This is a genomic window from Paraburkholderia sabiae, from assembly GCF_030412785.1.
GTDB lineage: Bacteria > Pseudomonadota > Gammaproteobacteria > Burkholderiales > Burkholderiaceae > Paraburkholderia > Paraburkholderia sabiae.
Window position 1 is genome coordinate 2,779,440 of sequence record NZ_CP125295.1, and the last position, 24,837, is coordinate 2,804,276.

26 protein-coding genes and 1 riboswitch are annotated in these 24,837 nt (G+C 63.4%); of the genes, 14 read left to right on the plus strand and 12 right to left on the minus strand.

Going from position 1 to position 24,837, the window contains the following annotated elements; translation table 11 throughout:
- Window positions 1-13: 13 nt before the first annotated feature.
- Both QEN71_RS12400 and QEN71_RS12405 read right to left on the minus strand, forming a co-directional pair.
- Window positions 14-1,723, minus strand: a complete 1,710-nt coding sequence (locus QEN71_RS12400) for an AMP-binding protein (RefSeq protein WP_201653482.1) — start codon at window positions 1,721-1,723, stop codon at window positions 14-16.
- 56 nt (window positions 1,724-1,779) lie between these two features.
- Window positions 1,780-2,913 (minus strand): acyl-CoA dehydrogenase, encoded by a 1,134-nt coding sequence (locus QEN71_RS12405; RefSeq protein ID WP_201653485.1) that lies wholly within the window; start codon window positions 2,911-2,913, stop codon window positions 1,780-1,782.
- A 244-nt stretch (window positions 2,914-3,157) separates the two neighbouring features.
- On the opposite strand from QEN71_RS12405, the gene QEN71_RS12410 reads away from it, so the two are divergent.
- The 5 genes from QEN71_RS12410 (at window position 3,158) to QEN71_RS12430 (ending at window position 8,803) form a co-directional block, all read left to right on the plus strand.
- Window positions 3,158-4,222 (plus strand): AraC family transcriptional regulator, encoded by a 1,065-nt coding sequence (locus tag QEN71_RS12410; protein WP_201653488.1) that lies wholly within the window; start codon window positions 3,158-3,160, stop codon window positions 4,220-4,222.
- Between the two features lie 78 nt (window positions 4,223-4,300).
- The gene (locus QEN71_RS12415; RefSeq protein ID WP_201653491.1) at window positions 4,301-5,932 is read left to right on the plus strand and encodes an NfeD family protein; all 1,632 of its coding nucleotides are present in this window, start codon (window positions 4,301-4,303) and stop codon (window positions 5,930-5,932) included.
- The gene (locus QEN71_RS12420; protein WP_201653494.1) at window positions 5,929-6,708 is read left to right on the plus strand and encodes a slipin family protein; all 780 of its coding nucleotides are present in this window, start codon (window positions 5,929-5,931) and stop codon (window positions 6,706-6,708) included. The genes QEN71_RS12415 and QEN71_RS12420 overlap by 4 nt, the downstream gene beginning before the upstream one ends.
- Window positions 6,709-6,851: 143 nt before the next feature.
- Window positions 6,852-7,103, plus strand: coding sequence for a DUF4148 domain-containing protein (locus QEN71_RS12425; protein WP_201653498.1), 252 nt, complete (start codon window positions 6,852-6,854; stop codon window positions 7,101-7,103).
- A gap of 398 nt (window positions 7,104-7,501) precedes the next feature.
- Complete coding sequence (locus QEN71_RS12430) at window positions 7,502-8,803, plus strand: NCS2 family permease (RefSeq protein WP_201653501.1); 1,302 nt, start codon at window positions 7,502-7,504, stop codon at window positions 8,801-8,803.
- Between the two features lie 645 nt (window positions 8,804-9,448).
- On the opposite strand, the gene QEN71_RS12435 is transcribed toward QEN71_RS12430, so the two are convergent.
- Both QEN71_RS12435 and QEN71_RS12440 read right to left on the minus strand, forming a co-directional pair.
- A complete protein-coding gene (locus QEN71_RS12435) occupies window positions 9,449-9,739 on the minus strand; it encodes a DUF1488 family protein (RefSeq protein WP_201653504.1) in 291 nt (96 codons plus the stop codon).
- Window positions 9,740-9,993: 254 nt separating this feature from the next.
- A complete protein-coding gene (locus QEN71_RS12440; RefSeq protein ID WP_201653507.1) occupies window positions 9,994-10,260 on the minus strand; it encodes a DUF2964 domain-containing protein in 267 nt (88 codons plus the stop codon).
- 286 nt (window positions 10,261-10,546) lie between these two features.
- Between QEN71_RS12440 and QEN71_RS12445 the strand changes: the two genes are divergently transcribed.
- Complete coding sequence (locus QEN71_RS12445; RefSeq protein ID WP_201653510.1) at window positions 10,547-12,484, plus strand: sigma-54-dependent Fis family transcriptional regulator; 1,938 nt, start codon at window positions 10,547-10,549, stop codon at window positions 12,482-12,484.
- A 76-nt stretch (window positions 12,485-12,560) separates the two neighbouring features.
- Window positions 12,561-12,947 carry a 2Fe-2S iron-sulfur cluster-binding protein gene (locus QEN71_RS12450; RefSeq protein WP_201653513.1) on the plus strand — a complete coding sequence of 129 codons (387 nt, stop codon included), beginning with the start codon at window positions 12,561-12,563 and terminating at the stop codon, window positions 12,945-12,947.
- Window positions 12,948-12,971: 24 nt separating this feature from the next.
- Here the strand turns inward: QEN71_RS12450 and QEN71_RS12455 are convergent, their stop codons facing one another.
- From QEN71_RS12455 to QEN71_RS12465, 3 genes are all read right to left on the minus strand, one after another.
- A complete protein-coding gene (locus tag QEN71_RS12455; protein WP_147236201.1) occupies window positions 12,972-13,169 on the minus strand; it encodes a DUF1653 domain-containing protein in 198 nt (65 codons plus the stop codon).
- Between the two features lie 72 nt (window positions 13,170-13,241).
- On the minus strand, window positions 13,242-13,886 hold the full coding sequence (locus QEN71_RS12460; RefSeq protein ID WP_201653862.1) for a helix-turn-helix transcriptional regulator: 645 nt from the start codon (window positions 13,884-13,886) through the stop codon (window positions 13,242-13,244).
- A 92-nt stretch (window positions 13,887-13,978) separates the two neighbouring features.
- A complete protein-coding gene (locus QEN71_RS12465; protein ID WP_201653516.1) occupies window positions 13,979-14,944 on the minus strand; it encodes an ornithine cyclodeaminase family protein in 966 nt (321 codons plus the stop codon).
- Window positions 14,945-15,272: 328 nt separating this feature from the next.
- Between QEN71_RS12465 and QEN71_RS12470 the strand changes: the two genes are divergently transcribed.
- From QEN71_RS12470 to QEN71_RS12485, 4 genes are all read left to right on the plus strand, one after another.
- Window positions 15,273-16,052, plus strand: a complete 780-nt coding sequence (locus QEN71_RS12470; RefSeq protein WP_201653519.1) for an ABC transporter substrate-binding protein — start codon at window positions 15,273-15,275, stop codon at window positions 16,050-16,052.
- Window positions 16,053-16,173: 121 nt separating this feature from the next.
- On the plus strand, window positions 16,174-17,418 hold the full coding sequence (locus QEN71_RS12475) for an NAD(P)/FAD-dependent oxidoreductase (RefSeq protein WP_201653522.1): 1,245 nt from the start codon (window positions 16,174-16,176) through the stop codon (window positions 17,416-17,418).
- Window positions 17,419-17,530: 112 nt separating this feature from the next.
- Window positions 17,531-17,884 (plus strand): type II toxin-antitoxin system RelE/ParE family toxin, encoded by a 354-nt coding sequence (locus QEN71_RS12480; RefSeq protein WP_201653525.1) that lies wholly within the window; start codon window positions 17,531-17,533, stop codon window positions 17,882-17,884.
- An 18-nt stretch (window positions 17,885-17,902) separates the two neighbouring features.
- Window positions 17,903-18,187, plus strand: coding sequence for a helix-turn-helix domain-containing protein (locus QEN71_RS12485; RefSeq protein WP_201653528.1), 285 nt, complete (start codon window positions 17,903-17,905; stop codon window positions 18,185-18,187).
- A gap of 52 nt (window positions 18,188-18,239) precedes the next feature.
- On the opposite strand, the gene QEN71_RS12490 is transcribed toward QEN71_RS12485, so the two are convergent.
- Window positions 18,240-19,796: a methyl-accepting chemotaxis protein gene (locus tag QEN71_RS12490; protein ID WP_201653531.1), complete on the minus strand. Its 1,557-nt coding sequence runs from the start codon at window positions 19,794-19,796 to the stop codon at window positions 18,240-18,242.
- Window positions 19,797-19,952: 156 nt separating this feature from the next.
- Window positions 19,953-20,903, minus strand: a complete 951-nt coding sequence (locus QEN71_RS12495) for an AEC family transporter (RefSeq protein ID WP_201653534.1) — start codon at window positions 20,901-20,903, stop codon at window positions 19,953-19,955.
- Window positions 20,904-21,010: 107 nt separating this feature from the next.
- On the opposite strand from QEN71_RS12495, the gene QEN71_RS12500 reads away from it, so the two are divergent.
- Window positions 21,011-21,880 (plus strand): LysR family transcriptional regulator, encoded by an 870-nt coding sequence (locus QEN71_RS12500; RefSeq protein ID WP_201653537.1) that lies wholly within the window; start codon window positions 21,011-21,013, stop codon window positions 21,878-21,880.
- A 66-nt stretch (window positions 21,881-21,946) separates the two neighbouring features.
- Here the strand turns inward: QEN71_RS12500 and QEN71_RS12505 are convergent, their stop codons facing one another.
- Together QEN71_RS12505 and QEN71_RS12510 are read right to left on the minus strand one after the other, a co-directional pair.
- Window positions 21,947-22,714 carry a CbtA family protein gene (locus tag QEN71_RS12505; RefSeq protein ID WP_201653540.1) on the minus strand — a complete coding sequence of 256 codons (768 nt, stop codon included), beginning with the start codon at window positions 22,712-22,714 and terminating at the stop codon, window positions 21,947-21,949.
- 21 nt (window positions 22,715-22,735) lie between these two features.
- Entirely contained in the window at window positions 22,736-22,960 is a 225-nt protein-coding gene (locus tag QEN71_RS12510; RefSeq protein ID WP_201653543.1) for a CbtB domain-containing protein, read from the minus strand.
- A gap of 39 nt (window positions 22,961-22,999) precedes the next feature.
- A riboswitch (cobalamin riboswitch) is annotated at window positions 23,000-23,166 on the minus strand.
- A 28-nt stretch (window positions 23,167-23,194) separates the two neighbouring features.
- Here QEN71_RS12510 and QEN71_RS12515 point away from each other — a divergent pair.
- The gene (locus QEN71_RS12515) at window positions 23,195-23,809 is read left to right on the plus strand and encodes a histidine phosphatase family protein (protein WP_201653546.1); all 615 of its coding nucleotides are present in this window, start codon (window positions 23,195-23,197) and stop codon (window positions 23,807-23,809) included.
- Here the strand turns inward: QEN71_RS12515 and QEN71_RS12520 are convergent.
- Window positions 23,772-24,206, minus strand: a complete 435-nt coding sequence (locus QEN71_RS12520; protein ID WP_201653549.1) for a hypothetical protein — start codon at window positions 24,204-24,206, stop codon at window positions 23,772-23,774. The two genes, QEN71_RS12515 and QEN71_RS12520, sit on opposite strands and share 38 nt — an antisense overlap.
- Window positions 24,207-24,385: 179 nt before the next feature.
- Here QEN71_RS12520 and QEN71_RS12525 point away from each other — a divergent pair, with 179 nt between their 5' ends.
- Entirely contained in the window at window positions 24,386-24,604 is a 219-nt protein-coding gene (locus tag QEN71_RS12525; protein ID WP_201653552.1) for a hypothetical protein, read from the plus strand.
- Window positions 24,605-24,837: the final 233 nt, after the last annotated feature.

Consider the following 24,837-nt stretch of genomic DNA (forward strand, 5'->3'; position numbering starts at 1 on the left):
ACTCAATGACCACCTAGTTGCCATTGCCGTTGCGAAGCTCGGGGAAATCCTCTTCCCAGTACTCGTCGGGCATGCGCGCCGGCTCGGCCGTGCGCTCCAGTTCGCGCCGCCTCAATTCGACGCGACGGATCTTGCCGGAGATCGTCTTCGGAAGATCGCTGAATTGCAGACGTCGAATGCGCTTGTACGGCGCGAGTTTTTCGCGCGAAAAACGGAACACGTCGCGCGCCAGTTCGGGACCGGCTTCGAATCCATGACGCACGGTGACGAACGCCTTCGGCACCGACAGTCGCAGCGGATCGTTGCTCGGCACGACAGCCGCCTCGGCAATCGCTTCATGCTCGATCAGCACGCTTTCGAGTTCGAACGGACTCAACCGGTAATCGGACGACTTGAACACGTCGTCCGAACGGCCCACGTAGACGAGATAACCATCGTCGCGCCGCATCGCGACATCGGACGTGTGGTAGTAGCCGTTGCGCATCGCGTGTTCGGTGGCCTTCGGGTTGTTCGCGTAGCCCGTCATCAGGCCGAGCGGACGCGAATCGAGCGGCAACGCGATTTCGCCTTCCGTCACGGGATGATCGTCGGCATCGACGAGTTCGACGCGATAGCCCGGCAGCGGCCGTCCCATCGAACCGGGCACGACCGGCTGCCCCGGCGGGTTGCCGATCTGGCAAGTGGTTTCCGTCTGTCCGTAGCCGTCGCGGATCGTGATGTTCCATGCGTGCCGCACGCGCTCGATGATCTCCGGATTCAACGGCTCGCCCGCGCCGACGATCTCGCGCAGCTTCACGGGATACGACGCGAGCGGCTCCTGAACGAGCATGCGCCACACGGTAGGCGGCGCGCACAGCGTCGTGACGTTGCAGCGCACCAGCACGTCGAGCGTTTCCTTCGGCACGAAGCGCGCGAAGTTGTAGACGAACACGCACGCCTGCGCATTCCACGGCGCAAAGAAGCAGCTCCACGCGTGCTTGGCCCAGCCGGGCGAACTGATGTTCCAGTGGATGTCGTTGGGTTGCAGGCCGATCCAGTACATCGTCGACAGATGGCCGACGGGATAGCTCTGATGCGTATGCTCGACGAGCTTCGGCTTCGACGTCGTACCCGACGTGAAGTACAGCAGCATCGGATCGCTTGCGCGCGTGATGCCGTCCGGTGTGAACGATGAAGACGCCTTGTACGCAGCCGCGATATCCGTCCAGCCGTCGCGCGGCGCGCCAACCGAGATGCGTTTCAACGGAACATCGAGATTGTCGAACTTGGCCGTCTCCGCGCTATCGACCACGACGACATTCGCGCCGCCGATCTGCACGCGGTCACGCACATCGTCGGGCGACAGTTGCGTGGTGGCGGGCAGCACGATCGCGCCGAGCTTCATCGCCGCGAGCATCACGTCCCACAGTTCGACGCGATTCGGCAGCATCAGCAGCAGACGGTCTCCGCGCCCTACGCCTAGCTCGCGCAGAAAATTCGCCATCCGTGACGAGCGCTCCGACATCTGCGCATACGAGAGCTTCAGCCCTTCCTGCGAAGGATCGTCGACGATCCACAGCGCCGGGTTCGAATTGTCTTGCGCGATGACGTCGAAATAATCGAGTGCCCAGTTGAACTCCCCGAGTTCCGGCCATCTGAACTCGCTATAAGCGCGCTCATAGTCCGTGCGATGGCGCAACAACAGGTCGCGCGCGTCGAAAAAGCCTTGGGCTTCTGCCGTCATCGTCGTCTCCTCAGGGATTGGCGCGGAATGCGCTCTATTGGCGGTTTATTCTGCGCTCAAACGTGCCGCGCGATAACCATTCTTTGTACTTCGCTTGTCCCTTCGTAAATCTGTGTGATGCGCGCATCGCGATAGTGCCGCTCGACCGCATAGTCTTCGAGGTAGCCGTAACCGCCGTGAATCTGGATTGCCTTTGAACAGACGTCTTCGGCCATTTCCGACGCATACAGCTTCGCCTGCGACGCCTCCGACAAACACGGCCGGCCCGCGCTGCGCAGCCGCGCCGCGTGATGCACGAGCAGGCGCGCAGCGTTCAGGCGCATCGCCATATCAGCGAGCATGTTGGCGATGGTCTGGTGTTCCTTCAACGCCTTGCCGAACTGGATGCGCTCGTTTGCATACACACGAGCCGCATCGAAGGCCGCGCGCGCAATGCCGAGCGCCTGCGCGGCGATACCGATGCGCCCGCCTTCCAGGTTCGACAGCGCAATGCGCAAGCCCTCGCCCGGCGCGCCGAGCAGATTCGCTTCGGGCACGGCGCAATCGTCGAGTGAAATCGGACACGTGTCCGACGCGCGAATGCCGAGCTTGCTCTCGGGACGCCCGACGTTGAAGCCCAGCGTATCCGTCGGCACGATGAAGGCCGAGATGCCGCGCTTGCCCGCGTCGGGATCGGTGACGGCGAACACGATCGCGATGCTCGCGCGCGAGCCGTTCGTCACGAACTGCTTGCTGCCGTTGATGATCCATTGCCCATCGCGCAGCACGGCGCGCGTGCGGATATTGTTCGCTTCGCTGCCCGCGTGCGGCTCGGTCAGACAGAACGCGCCGATGCGCTTGCCCGTCGCGAGATCGGCGAGATAGCGGTCTTTCTGCGCATCGCTGCCGAAGTTGAGAATCGGCCCGCAGCCCACCGAATTGTGCACGCTCATCATCGTCGCGCATGCCGCGCAGCCGGCGGCGATTTCTTCGAGCGCAAGCGCATACGCGATGTAGTCGGTGTACGAGCCGCCCCATTCGGGCGGCACGATCATGCCGAGAAAGCCGAGTTCGCCCATCTGTCTGACGACCTGCGCGGGCAACGCGCCTTCGCGGTCCCATTGCGCGGCGTTCGGCGCGAGGCATTCGACCGAGAAGTCGCGAGCCGCGTCGCGGATCATCCGTTGTTCGTCGGTATAGAACTCGTCCATGTGTCTCCTTGCCTCTCTTCTTGCTGCGTCTGCTGCATTGCACATGCGACGCATTGGTGGAGCCAAGTGTAGGCGGCGCGCACGCGGGATTCGATGCCGCGTGCGATCAATCTGCGTGAGCGCATTTGCCATATCCGGATACTCGAAGCGCCGCCGATGCGGCAGAATGGCGGTTCCGCAGGCGCTTACCGCCAATGCGAGTGAGCGCATTTGCCAGAATTCAGGAAATGGGAACCGCGATCGTATGAAAGCCGAAAGAGGCACGATCTCCGTGAGTCTTGTCGAAGAGACGCTGGCGCTTGCCCGCGCGCGCGGCGTCGACGTGCTGCCTGTCGTCGAGACGGCGGGCATCGCGCCGCAGATGCTCGCGAGCCCGAAAAGTCGCGTGACGTCGGCGCAATATGGCGCGCTGTGGGCCAACATCGCCCGCGCGCTCGACGACGAGTTCTTCGGCCAGGATTCGCACGCGATGAAAAGCGGCAGTTTCATCGCGATGACCCAGATGGCGCTCACGGCGCGCAACGGCGGCCAGGCGCTGACGCGCGCCGTCAACTTCATGCGCCTCGTACTCGACGACATGAGCGCGCAGATCGTGAAGCGCGACGACCGTGTGCGTCTCGCGTTCACGCTTCGCGACGGCGCGCCGCAGCCGGCCATGTTTGCCTACGCAACGTACTTCATCCTCGTCTACGGGCTCGTGTGCTGGCTGGTCGGGCGGCGCATTCCGCTGATCGAGGCGCGCTTTCGATGTGCCGAACCGCCCGCCGCGCACGAATACCGGCTGATGTTCTGCGACGACCTGTCGTTCGGACAGAGCGAGTCGTATGTCGATCTCGCGCCGGACTTTCTGGATCTGCCTGTCGTGCAGACCACGAAGTCCGTCAAGCCCTTCCTGCGCGACGCGCCCGCGAGCTTCATCATCAAGTACCGCAATCCCGGCTCGCTGGCGGCACGGGTGCGCAAAACGCTGCGCGCACTCCCGATGGCCGCGTGGCCCGGTTCCGACGTCATGGCGCAGCGTCTGCACGTCGCGGAGGCGACGATGCGGCGGCATCTGAAGCAGGAAGGCTATACGTATCAGTCGATCAAGGACGACCTGCGGCGCGACATCGCGATTTCGGAGTTGCAGCGCGGCGGCCAGTCGATCGCCGATATCGCCGCGACGCTCGGGTTTGCGGAGCCGAGCGCGTTTCATCGCGCGTTCCGCAAGTGGACGGGGATGCGGCCGGCGGATTATCGGGCGGCGAGTGCGCAAGCCGTGCCGGGCGCGGGTATCTCCCGCCGCGCGGAACCGGCGGAATCCGACTAAGCTTAAGACAGGCCAGCTTTTTCAGGCCAGGCGTGCCGCATACGAACGTGATCCGTCGCAGCGCGCCGGCCGTCGACGATGGGAACCTACCGGCTTCTCCCGATCCGGCAAGCGGGTTTGCGACGCCTGTCCGATCGCGCATGCTTTGCCCGCGGCGCATCCGCGTCCGCCGCCGCATGGACTTTCGGGGCTCGCGCGATCCATGCGATTGCGTGCATTGCACGCGCGCTGCTGTTCTGCGGCGTCGCAATGTGCGCCTCTGGCAGCGCCCATGCCGCGCAGCCGATCATCGCGCCCGGCAGCGTCGTCGTGATTCCCGTCGCGGGCGCGATCAGCCCCGCCAGCGCCGACTTCATCGTGCGAAGTCTCACCCGCGCCGCCGACGACCACGCACAACTCGCCGTCCTGCAACTCGACACGCCAGGCGGACTCGACACGTCGATGCGGCAGATCATCAAGGCGATTCTCGCGTCGCCTGTGCCCGTCGCGACCTACATCGCGCCAGGCGGCGCGCGCGCCGCGAGCGCGGGCACCTACATCACGTATGCAAGCCACATCGCGGCGATGGCGCCCGGCACCAATCTCGGCGCGGCGTCGCCCGTGCAGTTGGGGATCGGCGGGCAGGACACGCCCAAGCCTGGCCAGCCGCCCGGCTTGCCCGGCGCAGCACCCGCTTCGAACCCGGCCGCGAAGGACAACGCGGCATCCGGCGCGCTCGCGATGGACAGTCAATCGACGGAACTGCGCAAGCAGCTTCACGACGCGCAGGCATACATTCGTGGCCTTGCGCAACTGCGCGGCCGCAACGTCGACTGGGCCGAACGCGCGGTGCGCGAAGCCGTGAGCCTGTCGGCGCGCGACGCGCTAGAGCAGAAAGTGGTCGATATCGTCGCGCGCGATCTGCCCGACCTGATGCGGCAAGTCGACGGCCACACCTACGACACGGCAGCGGGCACCAAACGCCTGAGCACGGCGCACGCGCCCATCGTGACGCTCGAAGCCGACTGGCGCAGCCGCTTCCTCGCCGTCATCACCGATCCGAACGTGGCCTTGATCTTGCTGATGATCGGCATGTATGGCCTCTTCTTCGAGTTCGCGAATCCCGGTTTCGTGCTGCCCGGCGTCGCGGGCGCGATCAGTCTGCTGCTGGGCCTGTTTGCGATGCAACTGCTGCCCGTCAATTACGTGGGTCTTGCCCTCATCTTCCTCGGCCTCGCCTTCCTGATCGCCGAAGCGTTTCTACCGACCTTCGGCGCGCTCGGCTTCGGCGGCATCATCGCGTTCGTGGTCGGCGCGCTGATGCTGATCGACACCGACGTCCCCGGCTACGGCATTCCGCTGCCGATGATCGCCGCCGTCGTCGTGTTCAGCGTGCTGTTCATTTTCGGCGTGTCGAGCCTCGTCATGCGATCGCGGCGGCGGCCAGTGGTAACGGGAGCCGAAGCAATGATCGGCAGCGTCGGCGTGGTGCTCGACGACGGCCTCGTCGTCGCCGATGCCGAAGACAACCGCGCCGACGTCCGGCCGGACAGCCTGCTGCACGGCGAGCCGGAACGCATCGGCTGGGCGCGCGTGCATGGCGAACGCTGGCGCGTGTGCAGCAGTACGCCGCTTGCGGCAGGCAATGCGGTGCGCGTGACCGGGCGACGCGGCCTGATGCTCACCGTCGTGCCCGCCAACCCTGCCTCATCACAAGGAGAACGCACATGATCGGTTTCACTTTCGGCTTTGGCAGCATCCTGATACTTCTGGTGATCGTGCTGATCGCTTCGTCGATACGCGTGTTTCGCGAGTACGAGCGCGGCGTCGTGTTCATGATCGGCAGGTTCTGGAAGGTCAAGGGACCGGGCCTCGTGCTGATCATTCCTGTCGTGCAGCAGGTCGTGCGCATGGATCTGCGCACCGTCGTGTTCGACGTGCCGCCGCAAGACGTGATTACGCGCGACAACGTGTCCGTCAAGGTGAATGCCGTCGTGTACTTTCGCGTCGTCGATCCCGAACGCGCGGTGATTCAGGTCGCGCGATACTTCGAAGCGACCAGTCAACTCTCGCAGACGACGCTGCGCGCGGTGCTCGGCAAGCACGATCTCGACGAACTGCTGTCCGAGCGCGAGCAGCTCAACACCGACATCCAGCGCGTGCTCGATGCGCAAACGGACGCGTGGGGCATCAAGGTATCGAATGTCGAGATCAAGCATGTCGACATCAACGAAACGATGATCCGCGCGATTGCCCGTCAGGCCGAAGCCGAGCGCGAACGACGCGCGAAGGTGATTCACGCGGAAGGCGAATTGCAGGCGTCGGAGAAGCTGTTGCAGGCCGCGCAGATGCTCGCGCAACAACCGCAGGCGATGCAGCTGCGCTATTTGCAGACGCTGACAACCATTGCCGCCGACAAGAATTCGACGATCGTGTTTCCGCTGCCCGTCGATCTGCTGACGGCCGTCATCGATCGTATGGGCAAGCCTTCGCAACACATGGGATGACGCGAGCCGCTCATGCATGAACTACGCCTTGCGTACCTCATTTGGCGCAAAGTGAGCAACGGTTCATTTCAGTTACGAGCCTTACTCATTGTGGATACAGAACCTAAAATAAAGGGGTCATCCTAACTTTTCAGGCCCCTGCCATGAAGCTGATTCCTCGTATGGTTCTGGGCGCGCTCATCGGTGTCGCAGCCGTATCGTCCGCGTTCGCGCAAACGTCGCGCGCCTATGATCAGAACACACCCAAAACCCGCGCCGAAGTGAAGGCCGATCTCGTCGAATGGCGCAAGGCCGGCTACGATCCGCTCGACTGGATCAACTATCCGGCCAACGCGATCGCGGCTGGACGTATCGTCGCGCAGCATCGCGCGCAGGCTCAAGGCACCCAGCAGTAATTCCGTTCGATCGATGTGTGCATGACGCGCGTGCCCCCCGATGGCATCGCGCGCCACGCAGCGCATGGCCCGTGCAGCGTCGGGCGTTGTTTTGCAGGTGTCCATTCTTCGCGCTGCATTCCGCTGCATTCCTTCCCGTAATCCGACCTGAAGGCCCGCGTCGGGTATCATCACGCCCCTCCGCCAGCAAAAATCCGCGTTTAAGCGCTGCCGCCGTGTTTCGAGTGTTGCTTCGGCTACACGCGCGCGCGGCAAATGCGGTATTTACTGAACAATCGTGATTAAATCCGCCCGTGGCGTCGCGATGCCCAGGCGCGACAGGCGGTCAGGAAGCGGTACGGGAAGCGGCACAACAAGCCGTTACGAAACGACATTTCAATCGACGAGAGACTCGGCTCATGGACTCCGTAAAACGGTATTTCGGCTTTGACGAAGCAGGCACGACCCTGCGCGTGGAAGTGCTCGCGGGCATCACCACGTTCCTCACAATGGCCTACATCATCTTCGTCAATCCGGCGATTCTCGGCGATGCGGGCATGCCGAAAGACTCGGTGTTCGTCGCGACCTGCCTCGTTGCGGCGCTTGCTTCGCTGATCATGGGCTTCTACGCGAACTACCCGATTGCCTGCGCGCCCGGCATGGGCCTGAACGCGTATTTCGCGTACACGGTCGTCAAGGGCCTGGGTTTCTCGTGGCAGGCCGCGCTCGGCGCGGTGTTCATTTCGGGCTGTCTGTTCCTGGTCGTCACGCTGTTGCGCGTGCGCGAAGTGATCGTGACGGGCATTCCGCATTCGATCCGCGTGGCGATCACGGGCGGCATCGGCCTGTTCCTCGCGATCATTTCGCTGAAGACGGCGGGCATCGTCACGGGCAATCCGGCGACGCTCGTCACGCTCGGCAATCTGCACGATCCGCACGTCGTCCTGGCGATCATCGGGTTCTTCGCGATCGTCACGCTCGATTTTCTGCGCGTTCGCGGCGCGATTCTGATCGGCATCGTCGGCGTGACGATTCTGAGCTTCTTCTTCGGCGGCAATCAGTTTCACGGTGTCGTGTCCATGCCGCCGTCGATTTCGCCGACGCTGTTCCAACTCGACATCAAGGCTGCCTTGTCGACGGGCGTGCTCAACGTGATTCTGGTGTTCTTCCTCGTCGAACTGTTCGATGCGACGGGCACGCTGATGGGCGTCGCGAATCGAGCCGGGCTGCTCGTGCATGGCAAGATGCATCGATTGAATCGCGCTCTGCTCGCGGATAGCACTGCGATTCTCGCGGGTTCTGTGCTGGGTACTTCTTCGACGACTGCGTATATCGAAAGCGCCTCGGGCGTGCAGGCAGGTGGACGCACCGGCGTTACCGCGATCACGGTTGCTGTGCTGTTTCTGCTTGCCTTGTTCTTTGCGCCTTTGGCCGGTGTTGTGCCCGGTTATGCGACGGCGCCTGCTCTTTTGTACGTTTCCTGTCTGATGTTGCGGGAGATGGCTGATTTGCCCTGGGACGATGCTACTGAAGTCGTGCCTGCTGCTCTTACGGCTCTGATGATGCCGTTTACCTATTCCATTGCGAATGGCGTCGCGTTTGGGTTTATTTCTTATGCTGGTTTGAAGCTTTTGACCGGGCGCGCCCGGCAAGTCAAACTCGTTGTCTGGGTTATTGCTGCTGTGTTTTTGTTTAGGTTCTTTTATCTCGGATCTGAATGAGTTTTTTTTGTCTGCGACGCTAGTCGCCATGCTGGCTTTTTTGGTTTTTTGCTGCGCTGGCATCCGCGATTGCGTATCGGTCTATTAGCGTCGCCCCTGTGCGGGGCGGCACCTACTTTTCTTTGCAGCGGCAAAGAAAAGTAGGCAAAAGAAAGCCGCTTTTGTACCTCCGGTGCCCGCCAGGATAGCGCTTCAGCATGCCGCAGTTGAGCTATCGCGCAACGACGCAAACACTCCGTAGAAAGCCCGCAGTCAGGCGCGCACAGCGCGAAAACCCACACACGGTCTGGAGCACATAACGCCGCGTTCAGACCGACGGCAAACACACAAAAACAACCGCCCGTACGTGCCCCAGGTGGATGTCATCTTTCGCGCCGCGCGCGCCTGACTGCGGGCTTTCTACGGAGTGTTGGCGTCACTACGCGACAGCTCAAAGACCGTGCGCCGTGGCGTTATCCTGGGAGACACCGGAGGTTTGAAGCGGCTTTCTTTTGCCTACTTTTCTTTGCCGCTGCAAAGAAAAGTAGGTGCCGCCCCGCACAGGGGCAACGCATGAAGCACCGATACGAATTCGCGGATGCCAGCGCAGCAAAAAACCAAAAAACCAAAGCATGGCGACTGCGTCGCAGACAGAAAACCCCAACGCTAAGCCCGCCAGTTGGCTTCATAAAACCGAACATACCCACTCCGCAGCACCACACACTGCGCCCCCGTCTCCGACAACAACCTCCGCGTAGCGGCCTCAATCCGCTCGCGGTGCGTCGAAAACGCGCCCATCATGTCCTCTAGACGCGGTGACGCAGCGCCGAAGTGATCTTCCAGCGCCTCGGCGGTGATCGTGCATTCCACCCGTTGCCCATCGACCATAGCCGGAAACGCCAGAGTCAGCTCGCGCCCAGAATATTCAGGGACTTCTTTCGGGAAATTGATCTGCATGGGAACACCTTGGTCGAACGTCACCGCCGGGAACCGCGCCTGCCCCTGTTCACGCCTCCGTTATGGATCGCAGCGCGGGCTGTCGACTGCAAACACGCGCCGTCATCGCACGGTCATCAGTCGATCTACCCACTGTAGACGAGTTCCGGCGGGCCGCAAGTTTTGTTTCGCCACACACCAGCATGGTGCCGCCATGCACCCCGGAACGGCGCATCGTCCACGGAAAAATGCCGCGCTGCAGCGAGAATTCGCGCCTAGAACTGCGTCGGCAAATGATGATGATGTTCGTGCGGCCCGACGTCGTCGGCGGGATGTTCGGGCGGCGTCTTGCCGGGCAGATCGCGCGGCCACAGCGTGAGCATCGTCACGCACCCCACGATCCCGATCGCAATCGCGATCACCCCCGTCCATATCTCCTGATCCACATAGTTGATCGAACCGTGGATCGACAATCCAATGCCGCCCAACGCGATGAAGATCGCAAGCGTGGCGAGGACGACTCTCAACTCCATGCGCACCATGACGTTCTCCTCGAAATGGCGCTGTCCGGGACCGTGACGATTTGCCCCAGCGACGGCACGCGGCGCGAACGCGTACCTCTCTACGATGATTGCACTTCTGCGCCAGAAGGCAAGCGGAACACGCGCTGCGCGTCCTCCTGTAAGATGGGTCGGCATGAGTCGGCACAGACCGGACGTTTTTCCTGCTCACGACGCTTTCAACACGCATGCAGTGCTGCACTGCGCAACATCGCGCGTGCACGTATCCCTGCGACAAAGCGTCCACGCACAACATCGGAGACATGCAGTGACTCAACGTTCCGTCACGCCGTCCGTCATGGGCCGCGCCGACGTGCTCGCGCAAGCTCATGCGCGCTCACGCGAATTCGGTCTGCGCGCATCCGAGACGCCCGACTTCCATCCCTTGCAGCCATTCGCCCTGCGCGATCTCGTCGAGCGCAACCGCTCGCTGTACGCGCACGCGCTGCCCGTGATGGAAACGCTGCATGCGCAGATCGTCGATACGGAAAGCATGGTGCTGCTCACCGACAGCAACGGCGTGATCCTCCACAGTCTCGGCGACACCGATTTCGTCGAGAAAGCGAGCCGCGTCGCGCTGTGTGCCGGCGTGTCGTGGTCGGAGGCGGATCGCGGCACGAACGCCGTCGGCACCGCGCTCACCGAAGGTCAGCCGACCGTCGTCCACGGCGGCGAGCATTATCTGGAGGCCAACCGCATCCTGACCTGCTCGTGCGTGCCGATCGCCGATCCCTACGGCCGAACGATCGGCGCGCTCGACGTGAGCGGCGACCCGCGCGGCTTTCACAAGCACACGCTGGCGCTGGTGAGGATGTCGGCGCAGATCATCGAAAACCAGTTGTTCGCGAACCAGTTCGGCAATGCCGTGCGCGTGCGCTTTCATGCGCGCAGCGAGTTCATCGGCACGCTGTTCGAAGGGCTCGCCGCGTTCGGCGGCAACGGTACGCTGCTCGCGGCCAACCGCAGCGCGCTATTCCAGTTCGGCCGTCCGCTCGACACGCTGCTCGGCCAGCCGTTCGAGGCGCTCTTCGGCAACGCGTTTCCCGCCGTGCTGCAACAGGCGTCGCGCGCGCCGGGCGAATGCCTGACGCTGATGCTGCCCAGCGGCGTGCGCGTGCTGGCGCGCGCCGAATACGCGGCGCGTCCCGCGTTTTCCGCCGACTCCGGGATGCAGCGCGCACCTTCAGCGACGGTGTCGTGCAAGCCGCGCGCCGCCGCGATCACCTTCGCGACGCTCGATACGGGCGACGCGCGCATGGCCGCCGTGCTCGGCCGCGTCGAGAAAGTTCGTGGCCGCGATATTCCGCTGCTCGTGCTCGGCAAGACGGGCACCGGCAAGGAATGGCTCGCGCGCGCGATGCACGAAGAATCGCCGCGCCGCAACGCGCCGTTCGTCGCGGTCAATTGCGCGTCGCTGCCCGACACGCTGATCGAAGCCGAACTGTTCGGCTACGAAGACGGCGCATTCACGGGTGCGCGCAAACGCGGCAATGTCGGCAAGATCGTGCAGGCCGACGGCGGCACGCTGTTTCTCGATGAAATCGGCGACATGCCGCTGGCGCAGCAGGTGCGTCTGATGCGCGTGTTGCAGGAACGATCCGTGGTGCCGCTCGGCGGCACGCGCGCGGTGCCCGTCGACGTGCGCATCGTCTGCGCGACGCACCGCAACCTGCGCGCGATGATCGAAGAAGGCACCTTCCGCGAAGATCTGTATTACCGGATCAACGGGCTCGTCGTGACGCTGCCCGCGCTCGCCGAGCGCACCGATCTGCCCGTGCTCGTCGAGCGCATCCTGGCGCGGCTGCGCAACGACGAAGCCGACAGCGAGCGGATGCCTGTGCGCGTGTCGGCGGACGTGCTCGACTGCTTCGAACGCTGCCGCTGGCCCGGCAATCTGCGGCAACTGGCGAACGTGCTGCGTACGGCGGGCATCATGGCCGAAGGCGAAGATGAAATCGGTCTCGAACATCTGCCCGACGATTTTCTGCATGACTGCGAAACGCCGAGCGACGCGCCGCCGTTGCGCGCGCTGCCTGGCGTCGATCCGCACACGCCCTCGCGCCCCGCCAACATGGAAGAACTGCAGGCGACGCTGATCGAGCAAACGCTCGCGCGCAACAACGGCAATATTTCGGCTGCGGCGCGCGAACTGGGGCTCGCGCGCAATACGGTTTATCGCTACATGCGGATCCGCACCACGCACTGAACGCAGCGAAAGCAGCGCAACAAGTCGCGCTGCGTTAAGCTTCGCTTCCGTCCTACGTCTGGTCTGTGTTGGCGCGATGTCCCGCGAAGAACCGTCCGGCAGCGAATCGCTGCCTCCATCGCAAGAAGATGAACATGAAGCGCGGACCTTTACGGTCCGCGTCGAGCCGCTCGGCCGCACGTTCGAAGCGCCTGAATCGCTCACCGTGCTCGAAGCGGCCGGCTTCGCGAATCTGCATCTGCCGCGCATGTGCCGCAACGGCACGTGCCGCACATGCCTGTGCCGACTGGAATCGGGCAGCGTGCGCTATACGGTCGACTGGCCCGGCGTGAGCGCCGAAGAAAAGGCGGAAGGCTATATCCTGCCGTGCGTGGCCGTCGCGCAAAGCGATCTGGTGATCGACGTGCCCGACGCCGCCGACATTCCGCCCGCGCCAACCGCGCCGCCCGTCAGACGCTTCTAGTTGATCGGCGCCAGTTGATCGGCGCTAATTGATTGGTGCAAAGCGCTGCACGGTCTGTCCTTCGTGCTCGATCAGCTCGAAGAACACCGACGCCGGCCGCGTCCAGATCGTGCCGTTGTCGGCGCGATAAACGATCATCGTGACGCTCGGATCCGATTCGAGCGTCGCCTCGCAGATGAGTTCGTAGATGCCGCCCTTGTAGTGTCGATAGCGTACTGTCACAGTGATTTCCTCGAAGAAGCCTGAACGGACGAAGCAGCGCGGGCCGCGCGCCGCCGTACTTTGCAGTACGCGTCAGCTCGCGCCTTCTTTCATCTGCTTCAGATGCTTATAGACGGTTGCACGCCCCATGCCAAGCACGTTCGCAACATAGTTCGCCGAGCTCTTGCCGCGAAACGCGCCTTCCGCATAGAGCGCTTCGACCAGTTCGCGCCGATGCTCGCGCGTGAGCCCGTTCAGACCGATCTGCCGCTCGCGCAGCCAGCCGTGCAGGAACGTGTTGATGCGCTCCTGCCAGTCGTCGCGGAACAGTTCCTCCGGTTGCGCGACGACGCCCGCGCCCTTGATGAACAGATCGAGCGTCGAGCGCACGTCCTCGAACACGGCGATATTGAAGTTGATGCACAGCATGCCCGCCGGCTGGCCGTTGTCGTCGAACAGCACGTTGCTCACGCAGCGCATCCGCCGGCCGTCCCAGTTGAGCTTTTCGTACGGACCGATCACGCGTTCGCGCGCCGAATGCTCGGTTTCTTCGAGCGCGGAATCGTCGCCGATCTCGCGCTTCGACAGATTGTTCGCGAGATATAGCACCGTCTGATCGTGCAGATCGTGAATCACGACTTCCGCGTATGGGAAAAACAAGGCGGCGATGCCGTCCGCGATGGGCGCATAGCGGGTCAGCAGCAGATCCTTCACGGGGGATGTTTTTTTCTTGCGCATCAGCGGACGGTGGCAATCTTCGCGAGTGTCTTCGTGATGCCGCTGCGCGCCTCTCATGCCCTGCGCGCCGCGGCGGCTGACCGACATTGTAGCTATTGTGCCTGGCGCGGACGACCGGTCAGATGGCGATACAGTTCGCTTGCAATCGCGACATCTTCGAGGCCGAGACCGATCGAACGGAAGAACGCGTGCCGCTCGTACGCGGGCTTCGCGCAGGTGCCTGCCAGCAGCGACGGCAGATCGCCATTCACGCTCTCCGGCGACCAGCCGTGCTGCGCGGCGAGCTTCATTTCGCCGGCGCTCGCGGGCGTCGTCGCGCGATAGTCGCAGTAGACGTCCAGCTCCGGCAGCCACGCCGGGTCGATTTCATGCGCGTTGGCAGCGTTCGTGCTGATCGAGGTAATCAAGGCGGGTTTCGTCAGCACGTCGCGCGGCAGCACAGGCGTGCCCGACGACGTGCACAGCATCACGACGTCCGCGTCCTTCACGCAGGCTTCCAGGCTTTCGCTGACTTCGGCGCGCGTATCGGCGGATCGCACGGCGGCGCGCTTTGCGTCATTCGCGGCGAGATCGGGCGAATACACGCGGATCGACTCCCACGCGCGCAGCGGCGCGACGTGCCGCAGATGCGCGAGCCCGACAGCGCCCGCGCCGACGACAGCGAGCCGCTTCGCATCGGCGCGCGCAAGCTGATCGACGGCGAGCGCCGTCGTGCCCGCCGTGCGTTCGGTCGTGAGCAGGCCTGCGTCGCACCACATCAGCGGCTGGCCCGTTTCCATCGACATCAGCGCGGTCCACGCGGTAATGACCGGCTTGCCGCCCGTCACGATATACGGCGACAGCTTCGCGCCGAACACCTTCGCATCGGCGAGCGCGCCGAGATACGTAATGAAATCGCCGGCGCCGTTCGGGAACAGCGTCAGCGTCTGTGGCGGCTGCACGGCGGCATCGCTAGCGAGCGCACGGAACATCGCCGTCAGCGCGCCGCGCACGTCGAGCGCGGGCAGCGCTTCGCGGACGGCCTGTTCGTCGACGGCGAGTGGCAAGGCAGTTTTCATCGGAATCATCTCCAGAGTCGGCGCGTCGCGCCCATTGCTGTTCATGTTCGATCGCGAGCGGATCAGCGGATCGAATCGTAGACACGAAGTCTACTTGAGACTTTGTAGATCTGGACAAAAAAGTCTCGTTCGGGACGCAACCGCAAGTGCGCTGAATCGCTTTCAGTGAGGCTGACAGCCATATAGCGCAAGGCTCGCAACGGCCGGAGCCGGTATTTTGATCACTGGACTATCGTATTCCCTATAGTCCATACTGGACTTTCAGTCTATATTTCACCTGCGCCGCCGCTCGCTGCGTGTGGCCCGATCCTCAACGACAGGAACCGTCATGAACCTGAAGCTCTCCTTCGCTGCCGCCGTCCTCGCGATGACAGCGGGCGCCGCTTGCGCGCAATCGTCCGACACACTGCGCTTCGGCATCGAAGCCGCCTACCCTCCGTTCGAAAGCAAGAGCGCGTCGGGCCAGCTCGAAGGCTTCGATGTCGACGTCGGCAACGCCGTCTGCGCGAAGCTGAAGATGAAGTGCGTGTGGGTCGAGAACGCGTTCGACGGGCTGATTCCCGCGCTGCAGGCGCGCAAGTTCGACGTGATCAATTCGGCGATGAACATCACGTCGAAGCGCAAGGAAAGCATTGCGTTCACGCCGCCTATTTACATCGTGCCCATCGTGACGATCGCGAAACACGGCTCGGGCCTGAAGCCGGACGTGAAGAGCCTGCAGGGCAAGCATGTCGGCGTGTTGCAGGGTTCGTCGCAGGAAGATTTCCTGAAGAAGCACTGGGCGACTGCGGGCGTGCAGGTCGAGTCGTATCAGGACCAGGATCAGGTCTATGCGGATCTCGTCGCGGGACGGCTCGACGCCGCCGTGCAGGAAGCGCAGACGGCCAACGACGGCTTCCTGAACAAGCCGGCGGGCGCGGGCTTCGAGATCGTCGGCGAACCGCTGAAAGATCCGTCGACGCTCGGCGAAGGCACGGGCTTCGGTCTGCGCAAGGGCGACAAGGCGTTGCAGGCGAAGATCGACGGCGCGCTGGCCGAACTCAAGAAAGACGGCACGCTGACGTCGCTCTCGCAGAAATACTTCAAGCGCGACATCATCGCGAAGTGATAGGCTGCTGAGCGATAACCCCGCAGATTCAATGCGCGAGCGCGTGGCGACACGCGCTCGTTGCGCTTCCGGCTTTTCCTTCTTCTCGATTAAAGCCATCTCAAGGACAACCCTGATCGCTATGGATTTCGACGTCATCGTGCTGGGCGCGGGCATCGTCGGCGTATCGTCGGCGCTGCATCTGCAGGATCGCGGACAACGCGTCGCGCTCGTCGACCGGCGCGCGCCCGGCGAGGAAACGAGCTTCGGCAATGCGGGGCTGATCGAGCGTTCGTCGATCGTGCCGTACGGTTTTCCGCGCAAGCTCGGCACGCTGCTGCGCTATGCACGCAACCAGTCGACGGATCTGTACTGGGACTACAAGGCGCTGCCCGCTTACGCGACGTGGCTTGCGCGCTTCTGGTGGGAATCGTCGCCGCAACGCCTCGCGGCCGCCGCGCACGACATGATGCCGTTGATCGGCGCATGCGTCGACGAGCACGACCGGCTGATCGCGCGCGCGGGCGTCGGCAATCTCGTGCATGACGGCGGCTGGATCGAGGCGTTCCGCACGCGCGCCGCGTTCGAGCATGAAGCGAAGGCATCCGAAGATGCCGTGCGCGAGCATGGCCTTCATGTGAACGTGCTCGACACGGCCGAGCTTCGCGCGCGGGAACCGGGCGTGGGCGACGGCATCTGCGGTGCGATTCACTGGAAAGATCCGAAGAGCGTGATGAATCCGGGCGCGCTGGTGAAAGGCTATGCACGCCTGTTCGAAGCGGGCGGCGGCAAGTTCGTCCACGGCGACGCGACGAGCCTGCGTCAGTCGGGCGACGCGTGGACCGTGGAGACGCAGCAAGGCACGCTCAGCGCGAAGCAGGTCGTGCTCGCGCTCGGGCCGTGGTCCGATACCGTGTTCGGACCGCTCGGCTACCGGATTCCGCTGCGCGCGAAGCGCGGCTATCACATGCACTATCGGCCCGCGCGGCAGATGCTGTCCGTGCCGATCGTCGATACGGAACGCGGTTACGTCGTCGCGCCGATGGAAGGCAACCGGCTGCGCGTGACGACGGGCGTCGAAATCGCGCAGCGCGGCGCGCCGCCGACGGGCATCCAGCTCGAACGCGTCGAGCCGCTCGCGCGGGCGACGTTCGGGCTCGGCGAGCGCGTCGATGCCGAGCCATGGCTCGGGATGCGGCCTTGTACGCCGGATATGCGGCCGGTGATCGGACCTGCGCCGCGGCATAAGGGGCTGTGGTTTGCCTTTGGGCATAACCATCATGGGCTGACGCTTGGGCCTGTCACCGGGCGGCTGCTGGCGGAGATGATGACGGGGGAGAAGCCTTTTACGGATCCGCGGGCTTATCGGGCGGAGAGGTTTGCCTAGCTAGGCGGGACCGGTTCGTACAAAACTGCACCCTGTTCGAGTTCGAGACCAACTTGCTAAATCGTACCAAATTTGGTACGATTTAGTCATCGCAATCTTCCCAAAACTGTCGATGGTTCGTTCCGTTGAGATCGTTTTGTCCGTTCGATTTTTTCTAACGGAAGCCGGCAGCGAGCCGGTTCGAGACTGGCTCAAAGAGTTGGATGCGCCGGATCGAAAAACGATCGGAGAGGACGTGAAGACCGTGCAGATGGGCTGGCCGCTTGGCATGCCGCTAGTGCGTAAAATGGGCCGGGATCTTTGGGAAATCCGAATCCATTTGCACCGGCGTATCGCTCGCATCATGTTCACAGTCGACGGCAGCGACATGGTTCTGCTTCACGGCTTCATCAAGAAGTCGCAGGCCACGCCGGAAGATGATCTCGATCTGGCAAAGGCAAGGCTGCGCCAGCTAAGGAATGGCTAAAACAGGAAGGAATCCATCATGGCAAACAAGCATATTGGCGGCGACTTCGATGATTTCCTCGCCGAAGAGGCGATGCTCGAAGAAGTCACTGCAACAGCTATGAAGCGCGTGATTGCCTGGCAGATCGAGCAGGAAATGAAGGCCCAGCATCTGACGAAGACCAGCCTGGCCGCAAAGATGAAGACGAGCCGTGCAGCGCTGAATCGCCTGCTCGACGAGAACGACACCAGTCTGACGCTGACGACATTAGCAAGCGCGGCCGCGGCCCTCGGAAAGAAATTCAAGTTTGAGCTTGCCGCGTAAGACTTCGCGCCGCGAATCACTCACGTGACTATCCGCGGCGCAGGCGTACGCACTACGCCGCCACCTCCCCCTCCACCCTGAACGCCGCCGTCAACTCGCTCAACCGCTTCGCCTCATCCGCGAGCGAAGCCGCCGTCGCCGCGTTCTCCTCCACCAGCGCCGCGTTCTGCTGCGTCACCTCATCCATCTGCGTGACGGCGAGGCCCACTTCCTTGATGCCGTCGCTCTGCTGCTGCGACGCCGTCGCGATCTCGCCGACAATCTTCGCGACGCGCGAAATCGACGCCTCGATCTCGCGGATCGTGTCGCCCGCGCCCGTCGCGATCTGCGCGCCGTGCGCGACGCGCGCCGTCGAATCCGCGATCAGCACGCCGATTTCCTTCGCCGCCGCCGCCGAACGCTGAGCCAGGCTGCGCACTTCGCCCGCGACGACCGCAAAGCCACGCCCTTCCTCGCCCGCGCGCGCCGCCTCGACGGCTGCGTTGAGCGCAAGGATATTGGTCTGAAACGCGATCCCTTCGATCGCCGTGATGATGCCCGTCATCTTCGACGAACCCGCGTCGATCGCATGCATCGTCTCGACCAGAGTGCCGACGGCTTCGCGTCCGCGTGCCGTCATCGACGATGCGTCTTCGGCAAGCCGGCTGGCGTGCTGCGCGTTCTCGGCGTTCAGCTGAACCGTCGACGTCAGTTCGTCCATCGCGGCCGCCGTCTGTTCGAGCGACGCCGCCTGCTCTTCCGTGCGCTGCGACAGATCGAGATTGCCCGCCGCGATCTGCTGCGTCGCCGCCGCGATCGAGTCCGAGCCTTTGCGCACCGTCGTGATCGTCGCGCCGAGCTTGTCCTGCATCGACGCGAGGCCATGCAGCAGCGTCCCCATCTCGTCTTCGGAACGGATCTCGACGCGCGTGCGCAATTCGCCCGACGCAATCGCATCGAACTGCCCGAGCGCATCGCGCATCGGCGACATGATCGCGCGGCGCAGCGCGCGCCAGCTCAGAAACGCGACGCCCAGCCCGACGACAATGCTCGCGACGCACGCGGTCAGCAGCGTTTTAAAGGTGGCGGTAGAACGATCGGCGGCCTCCTGTGCGGCATCGTCGAGATATTTCTCAAGCGCGCCCTGGCTCGCGTTCATCGCCGAATAGAGGCCGATCAGATGATTCGCGCGGCTCTCGTCCATCCAGCTCGTGTCGCCGCTGCCGATCGCCTGAATCAGCTGGTCGATGCCGTCGCGCAAGACGGCCGTGCGTTTGGCGTCGAGATCGTCGGTGAGCCGTTGCAGTTCGGGCGTCTTCGGCAGCGCGCGGAACGCGGCCCACGCCTTGTCGGAATCGCCGAGCAGACGTTTTGCGCGATTCAGTTGTTCGCCGAGTTGCGGCGAATGCGGATTGCTCATCGCCCAGTCGAGGCCGAATCGCGCCCGCGACATCGCCGTGCCCGAGCGGCCCAACGCCACCACCGACGTGAAGTTGACCTCATACGCGTTACGCTGCGCGCGGTTGCTCTCGGCCATACCGAAAATGCCGAGCGCGCCTGTCGCGATCAGCAGCACGCCGAGAAACGCGATCGTCGTCGCGATCCGCGCGTTGATGGTCAACTTCTTCATGTTGTCTGGTCTCACTCATGGCTTGTTTTTGTTCCATATATAAAACATATATCCTTATATGGAACTAACGTCGAGTGTAAGACGAAAAAAATGAGCAGACCACTGCTCATTTGGAAACGCGTTGCGAGACCGCGACAACGGATCGGCAGGCGCCCGCTACCCCGGCGCGTGCATGTAGAACAGCAGCAACGACAGCGTCACGAGCGAGCCGAGCGTCGACAGCAGAATGGTCTGCGACGTGATCTGTGCCTCGCGCCGATAGAACTCGGCGAGCATGTAAGGACCCGTGCCCGTCGGCAGCGCGGCGAGGAGCACGGCCATGTCGACGGTTGGCGCGGGCAGCGCGAACACATGCGCCGCTACCCACCACGCGAGCGTCGGCTGTGCAATCAGCTTGATGGCTGTCAGCACAAACGACGTGAGCGACTCGCTGCCCTCGTCCTTGACCGGGCGCTTTTCCGCCAGAAAAAGGCCGAGGCTCACCAGCGCGCAAGGGCTCGCGGCGCCGCTCAGCAGCTTCAGGAAGGTCTCCGCGCTTTGCGGCAACGTGACGTGCACGCTCGCCGCCAGCACGCCGAGGATCGGCGACGCGATCAGCGGATTCTTCAACAGCCGCCACACCACCTTCGCGCCGAGCTTGTGTGGCGTGCGCTCCGTCTGCAAGCCGATTTCGATCAGCACGATCGCGAGCGCGAACAGCACGCAGGCGACCAGAATCGTCGCGATGGTAGTCGGCGTGAGACTCGCCTTGCCGAACGCGAGCAGGCCGAGCGGAAAGCCGATGTAGCCCGTGTTCGGATACGACGCGGCGATCGCATCGACGCTCGCATCGGCGAGATGTCGGCCGCTCGCGACCCGAACGAGCAGCACTGCCACGAACACGCCTGCGCAGGCAATCGAAAAGGTGATGATGAAGGCCGGCTGGTCGAGCTGCTGCCAGGTCGAATGGGCCATCGTGTCGAACAGCAGCGCAGGCAACGCGAGCCACACGACGAAGCGGTTCAGTTCAGAAGCGGCCGTCGGGCCGAGCAGATTGCGACGGCGGCAAAAGAAGCCCGCGAAGATCAGCGCGAAGACGGGCAACAGGATTTCGAGCGTGGACAGCATGGGATCGCGACAACCAAGACAAAGATAGTGAAGACGCGCCAGCGTAAGTGTTTCTATCTATACAATCCAATGCGGAATTCAGCCTTCGACGATACCTTTTTTGCATCATGCTCGACGTCAAGCCGCTTCGCTACTTCGTCACGCTCGCCGAAACCCGGCATTTCGGCCGCGCCGCCGCGCGCCTGAACCTGTCGCAGCCGCCGCTGAGCCGGCAACTGGCTGCGTTGGAGGCGTCGCTGGGCGTGACGTTGATCGAGCGCAGTCCGCGCAGCGTCACGCTCACAGCAGCCGGCGAGCGCTTCTACGACGACGCGAAAGCGATCCTCGCGTCGATCGAACAGGCGGCGAAGAATGCACGCGCCGCGTCCGTCGGCGACAGCGGGCAGCTGAACATCGGCTTCACGATGTGCGCCGCGTACAGCGTGCTGCCCGCCTACGCACGCGCCTATGGCGACGCGTATCCCGACGTGACGCTGAATCTGCGCGAAGTCGTATCGAACGATCTGGCGTCGCAAGTGCTGAGCGGACAGATCGACGCCGCGATCATGTTTCCGGGCGCGCCGAGCGAGAGCCTCGACACGCGCGCGATCTTCACGGAGCCGCTGTGCGTCGCGCTGTCACGCGATCACGCCCTCGCCCGCGCGCGCCAGTTGAACATCGCGCAACTCGCGCATGAGCCGTTCGTGATGGCATCGGAAGCCGTGTCGCCGAGTCTGCGCGCGACCATCGTCGATCATTGCGCACAAGGCGGTTTCACGCCCGAAGTGCGCTTCGAAGTGCAGTTGCAGCAGACGGTGTTGAGTCTCGTCGATGAAGGCGTCGGCATCGCGCTCGTGCCGAAGTCGATGAGCAAGGCGCAGCTGGCGGGCGTCGTGTTCAGGCCGCTGGCGAACGCGCCGACGATTTCGCAGTTGCTCGTGTGGTCGCCGTCGAACCGCAATCCTTGTCTGGCGCGGTTTCTGGAAATGGCGAACTGAAAAGTAAAGACACGCGCGCCCGCGCAATGACGCGCAGGCGCGGGACAGAAGCGTTACAGATAAGCGTTACAGATAAGCCGACTTGCGCGCCGCCGCGTTCGATGCGCGCGCGATGCGCTCGCTGCGTTCGATCAGCGCGCCGAACAGCAGACCGATGACGGCCCACATGATCGCCTGCATGCCGAGCGCCGTCATGCGGAACTTCCACAGCACGACGGCCGGGAACGCTTCGGGCACTTCGTTGACCGTCGGCAGCGCGATCTGGATCGCGGCGATGATCGCGACGAACACGATGCCGCCAATGATCGACGCGTTCCACAAGCCAAGGCGCGACATCAGGTGCTTGCGCACTTTCATCGAGAACACAGCCACGACGAGCGACGTGACGATCATCAGGAAGAACAGCCCGGTGCGCATGCCGATCGTATCGGGATCGCCGACTGAAGGCGGATTCGCCGGATACTTGATGGTCGGCACGAGCACGACGGCGACATAAGCGCCGAGCGCGAGCCACGCGGACAACGCGCGCGCGCCGAGCTTGCCGACGCGTCCGTGCAGATACGCGAAAGTCAGCGCGAACAGCCCGCCGAACGCCATGCCATACGCAACGACGCCCGTGAGCAGCCCAAGACCCGCCTGCGTGCCGCGGCTGACGATTTCTTCGTCATGATCGTGGCCGCCCGCGTCGCCGTGATCGTGCGCTGCGTGCATGTTTTCTTCGAACGAGATGGCCGTATCGACGAGCGGTTCGCCCGCGACGCGCGCGAACGCGAACGTGAGCAAGCCCGCGACGATGCCTGCGAGCATGCCTCGCATCAACAACTTACCAACCATGGTGATGACTCCCTTACGCGATCAGTGGCAAGGAAAGCCGAGCAGGTGGCGGCCGTCGTGCACGAATTCATGCACGTACATGCCGGGAATCAGCGACGTCGCGCCTTCTTCGGCGCCGACAAAGTACAGCGCGAGCAGCATCAGCAGACCGCCGAAGATGATCCAGGGCAGCAGTTCGCGAAGCGGAATCGGCGTGATGGCGGGTTGATCGGTCTGACCGGCGTGGTCGAGAGCGGTGTCATTCATGACGGACATCTCCTGGGGGTAACGCGCCCCGATAGTCGATTGATGAGGGAAGTCGAAGCTTGGGTCTGGCTTCCGGCTGGTGTCCTGCATGTTTGCGTACGCATTGACTGCCGATTACAGTGGCGCGACCGCGCCGGGCTTGCACCGGCTTCCGCGCTTCGAGTGGCGTCTATTCTACGCGCTAAACTGCGACACGCTCCCGACTTTCTCCACTGTCCACACATAGAGCCGCCGATGCGCACACGTCTGTTGTTGATCAGCCATCCGGCGACGGCCGCGCAGCGCAAAGGCGCGTTTCCCGCCGACGATCCGCTCGATGCACATGCTATCGAAGAAGCCGCGGCTTTCCGGGTGGCGAATGCGGATCGGCTGAACGCGGATCTTGCGCTGAGCAGCCCCGCTCCGTGCGCGCGCGAAACGGCTCACGCGCTCGGATTCGCGGCGCATGCAGAGCCCGCGCTCGCCGACGCGGATTACGGACGCTGGCGAGGCCGCCGTCTGCTCGAACTCGCCGACGAAGAGCCCGACGCGCTCGCCACATGGACGCGCGATCCATCCGCCGCGCCGCATGGCGGCGAATCGTTCGATGCGCTGAAGCTGCGTGTCGGCGGCTGGCTCGATGCGTTCGAACAACGCGGCAACGTGATCGCCGTCACACATGCAAGCGTGATCCGCGCGGCCCTGATGCATATATTGCAGACGCCGCCAGCAACGTTCGCGCGGATCGAAGTGCCGCCGCTGGCCATCGTCGAACTGCGGCACAACGAGCGCGGCTGGACATGGTGGCCCGCGCCTCATCGTCATACGGGACTCACAACGACGGACACGACAGCACCTGCTGCGGATTGAGTGTCGTACCCGGCATGCCGTCCGTGGCAGGCGTGCCTTGCGTCGGCATGGCGATCAGGCGCACGGCGTCCGTGCCCGCATTCGCCAACACGTAGCGTTCGGGGCGGCCCTGCGCCTGCCAGTACGCGCGATAGACGCCGCCATCCATCGTCACATGCAGCGTGCCGCGCACGGTCTTGCCGCCCGCGATGAAATCGACGGGTTCGCCGTCCCGCAACGCAAAGCCCTTCGCGGCCTGCGTGCCCGATGCAGCCGTTGCCCGCGACTCAGCCGATTCGGCCGCTTCAGCCGATACCCCCGCGCCCGACAGCACGCCGCAAAACGCATCGCCCGTCGCGGCAATCGACAGTTGCGCGACAGTCCACAGCGCGAGCGGTGCAATCGTTCTGAGTTTCATGAAGTGCCTCGTATTGCTGGGAACGGCGCGCATCGTCGATGGCAACGCTGCGCAGTGCAAAGCGCATACCCAGTCACCGTGAAGTGAAGCCGCGTGAATTTTGACCGCGTGGCAGCGCGCATTTTGATGTGCGATAAGAGTCAGGTCTTTCACAAGCGTTCACCGACAAGAGGCAACCGATGGCTACGCTCGAAGCGTTTCGCTCCGTGCTCGACGATGCACGCACGCCCGAGATCATTCGCAATCACATCATCGATTCGCTGCAATACGCGCTGCGCAATCACGGCCAGATTTTCACGTCGAAGGAAATCGAATGGCTCGCGCAATGGGACGACGCGCGCATTCCGCTCGCCGCCTCGCGCGAGTTGCAAAAACGCTTGACGCAGACGACGGAGTAAGCCCGCAAAGCCCTTGCGCTCTGTCGCTATCTTCGGGCGCGGCATGCTTCACGGACGCAGCCGCGCGAAAGTTTGTGCTACACAAGGGCCTGTTTTTAGGGCATAATATGTCGAACGCAGCGTTCTGCCAGCATCCTCCGGCATTCTCTTAACCGCAACGCGTCCACGTCTTTCGCGTAGTTCGTTTTCACCGCGTTGCACTGATCGCGTTACACCCCAACCGTCCCGTTACC

Bases quoted from the DNA above. Each gene is read 5' to 3' on its own strand.
- QEN71_RS12490 (WP_201653531.1), bottom strand. From the start codon at position 19,796: ATGAAGAAGTTGACCATCAACGCGCGGATCGCGACGACGATCGCGTTT.
- QEN71_RS12460 (WP_201653862.1), bottom strand. From the start codon at position 13,886: ATGCGCAAGAAAAAAACATCCCCCGTGAAGGATCTGCTGCTGACCCGC.
- QEN71_RS12410 (WP_201653488.1), top strand. From the start codon at position 3,158: ATGAAAGCCGAAAGAGGCACGATCTCCGTGAGTCTTGTCGAAGAGACG.
- QEN71_RS12470 (WP_201653519.1), top strand. From the start codon at position 15,273: ATGAACCTGAAGCTCTCCTTCGCTGCCGCCGTCCTCGCGATGACAGCG.
- QEN71_RS12485 (WP_201653528.1), top strand. From the start codon at position 17,903: ATGGCAAACAAGCATATTGGCGGCGACTTCGATGATTTCCTCGCCGAA.
- QEN71_RS12425 (WP_201653498.1), top strand. From the start codon at position 6,852: ATGAAGCTGATTCCTCGTATGGTTCTGGGCGCGCTCATCGGTGTCGCA.
- QEN71_RS12500 (WP_201653537.1), top strand. From the start codon at position 21,011: ATGCTCGACGTCAAGCCGCTTCGCTACTTCGTCACGCTCGCCGAAACC.
- QEN71_RS12430 (WP_201653501.1), top strand. From the start codon at position 7,502: ATGGACTCCGTAAAACGGTATTTCGGCTTTGACGAAGCAGGCACGACC.
- QEN71_RS12510 (WP_201653543.1), bottom strand. From the start codon at position 22,960: ATGAATGACACCGCTCTCGACCACGCCGGTCAGACCGATCAACCCGCC.
- QEN71_RS12505 (WP_201653540.1), bottom strand. From the start codon at position 22,714: ATGGTTGGTAAGTTGTTGATGCGAGGCATGCTCGCAGGCATCGTCGCG.
- QEN71_RS12420 (WP_201653494.1), top strand. From the start codon at position 5,929: ATGATCGGTTTCACTTTCGGCTTTGGCAGCATCCTGATACTTCTGGTG.
- QEN71_RS12450 (WP_201653513.1), top strand. From the start codon at position 12,561: ATGTCCCGCGAAGAACCGTCCGGCAGCGAATCGCTGCCTCCATCGCAA.
- QEN71_RS12405 (WP_201653485.1), bottom strand. From the start codon at position 2,913: ATGGACGAGTTCTATACCGACGAACAACGGATGATCCGCGACGCGGCT.
- QEN71_RS12465 (WP_201653516.1), bottom strand. From the start codon at position 14,944: ATGAAAACTGCCTTGCCACTCGCCGTCGACGAACAGGCCGTCCGCGAA.
- QEN71_RS12495 (WP_201653534.1), bottom strand. From the start codon at position 20,903: ATGCTGTCCACGCTCGAAATCCTGTTGCCCGTCTTCGCGCTGATCTTC.
- QEN71_RS12525 (WP_201653552.1), top strand. From the start codon at position 24,386: ATGGCTACGCTCGAAGCGTTTCGCTCCGTGCTCGACGATGCACGCACG.
- QEN71_RS12475 (WP_201653522.1), top strand. From the start codon at position 16,174: ATGGATTTCGACGTCATCGTGCTGGGCGCGGGCATCGTCGGCGTATCG.
- QEN71_RS12435 (WP_201653504.1), bottom strand. From the start codon at position 9,739: ATGCAGATCAATTTCCCGAAAGAAGTCCCTGAATATTCTGGGCGCGAG.
- QEN71_RS12440 (WP_201653507.1), bottom strand. From the start codon at position 10,260: ATGGTGCGCATGGAGTTGAGAGTCGTCCTCGCCACGCTTGCGATCTTC.
- QEN71_RS12520 (WP_201653549.1), bottom strand. From the start codon at position 24,206: ATGAAACTCAGAACGATTGCACCGCTCGCGCTGTGGACTGTCGCGCAA.
- QEN71_RS12515 (WP_201653546.1), top strand. From the start codon at position 23,195: ATGCGCACACGTCTGTTGTTGATCAGCCATCCGGCGACGGCCGCGCAG.
- QEN71_RS12415 (WP_201653491.1), top strand. From the start codon at position 4,301: ATGGGAACCTACCGGCTTCTCCCGATCCGGCAAGCGGGTTTGCGACGC.
- QEN71_RS12400 (WP_201653482.1), bottom strand. From the start codon at position 1,723: ATGACGGCAGAAGCCCAAGGCTTTTTCGACGCGCGCGACCTGTTGTTG.
- QEN71_RS12480 (WP_201653525.1), top strand. From the start codon at position 17,531: ATGGTTCGTTCCGTTGAGATCGTTTTGTCCGTTCGATTTTTTCTAACG.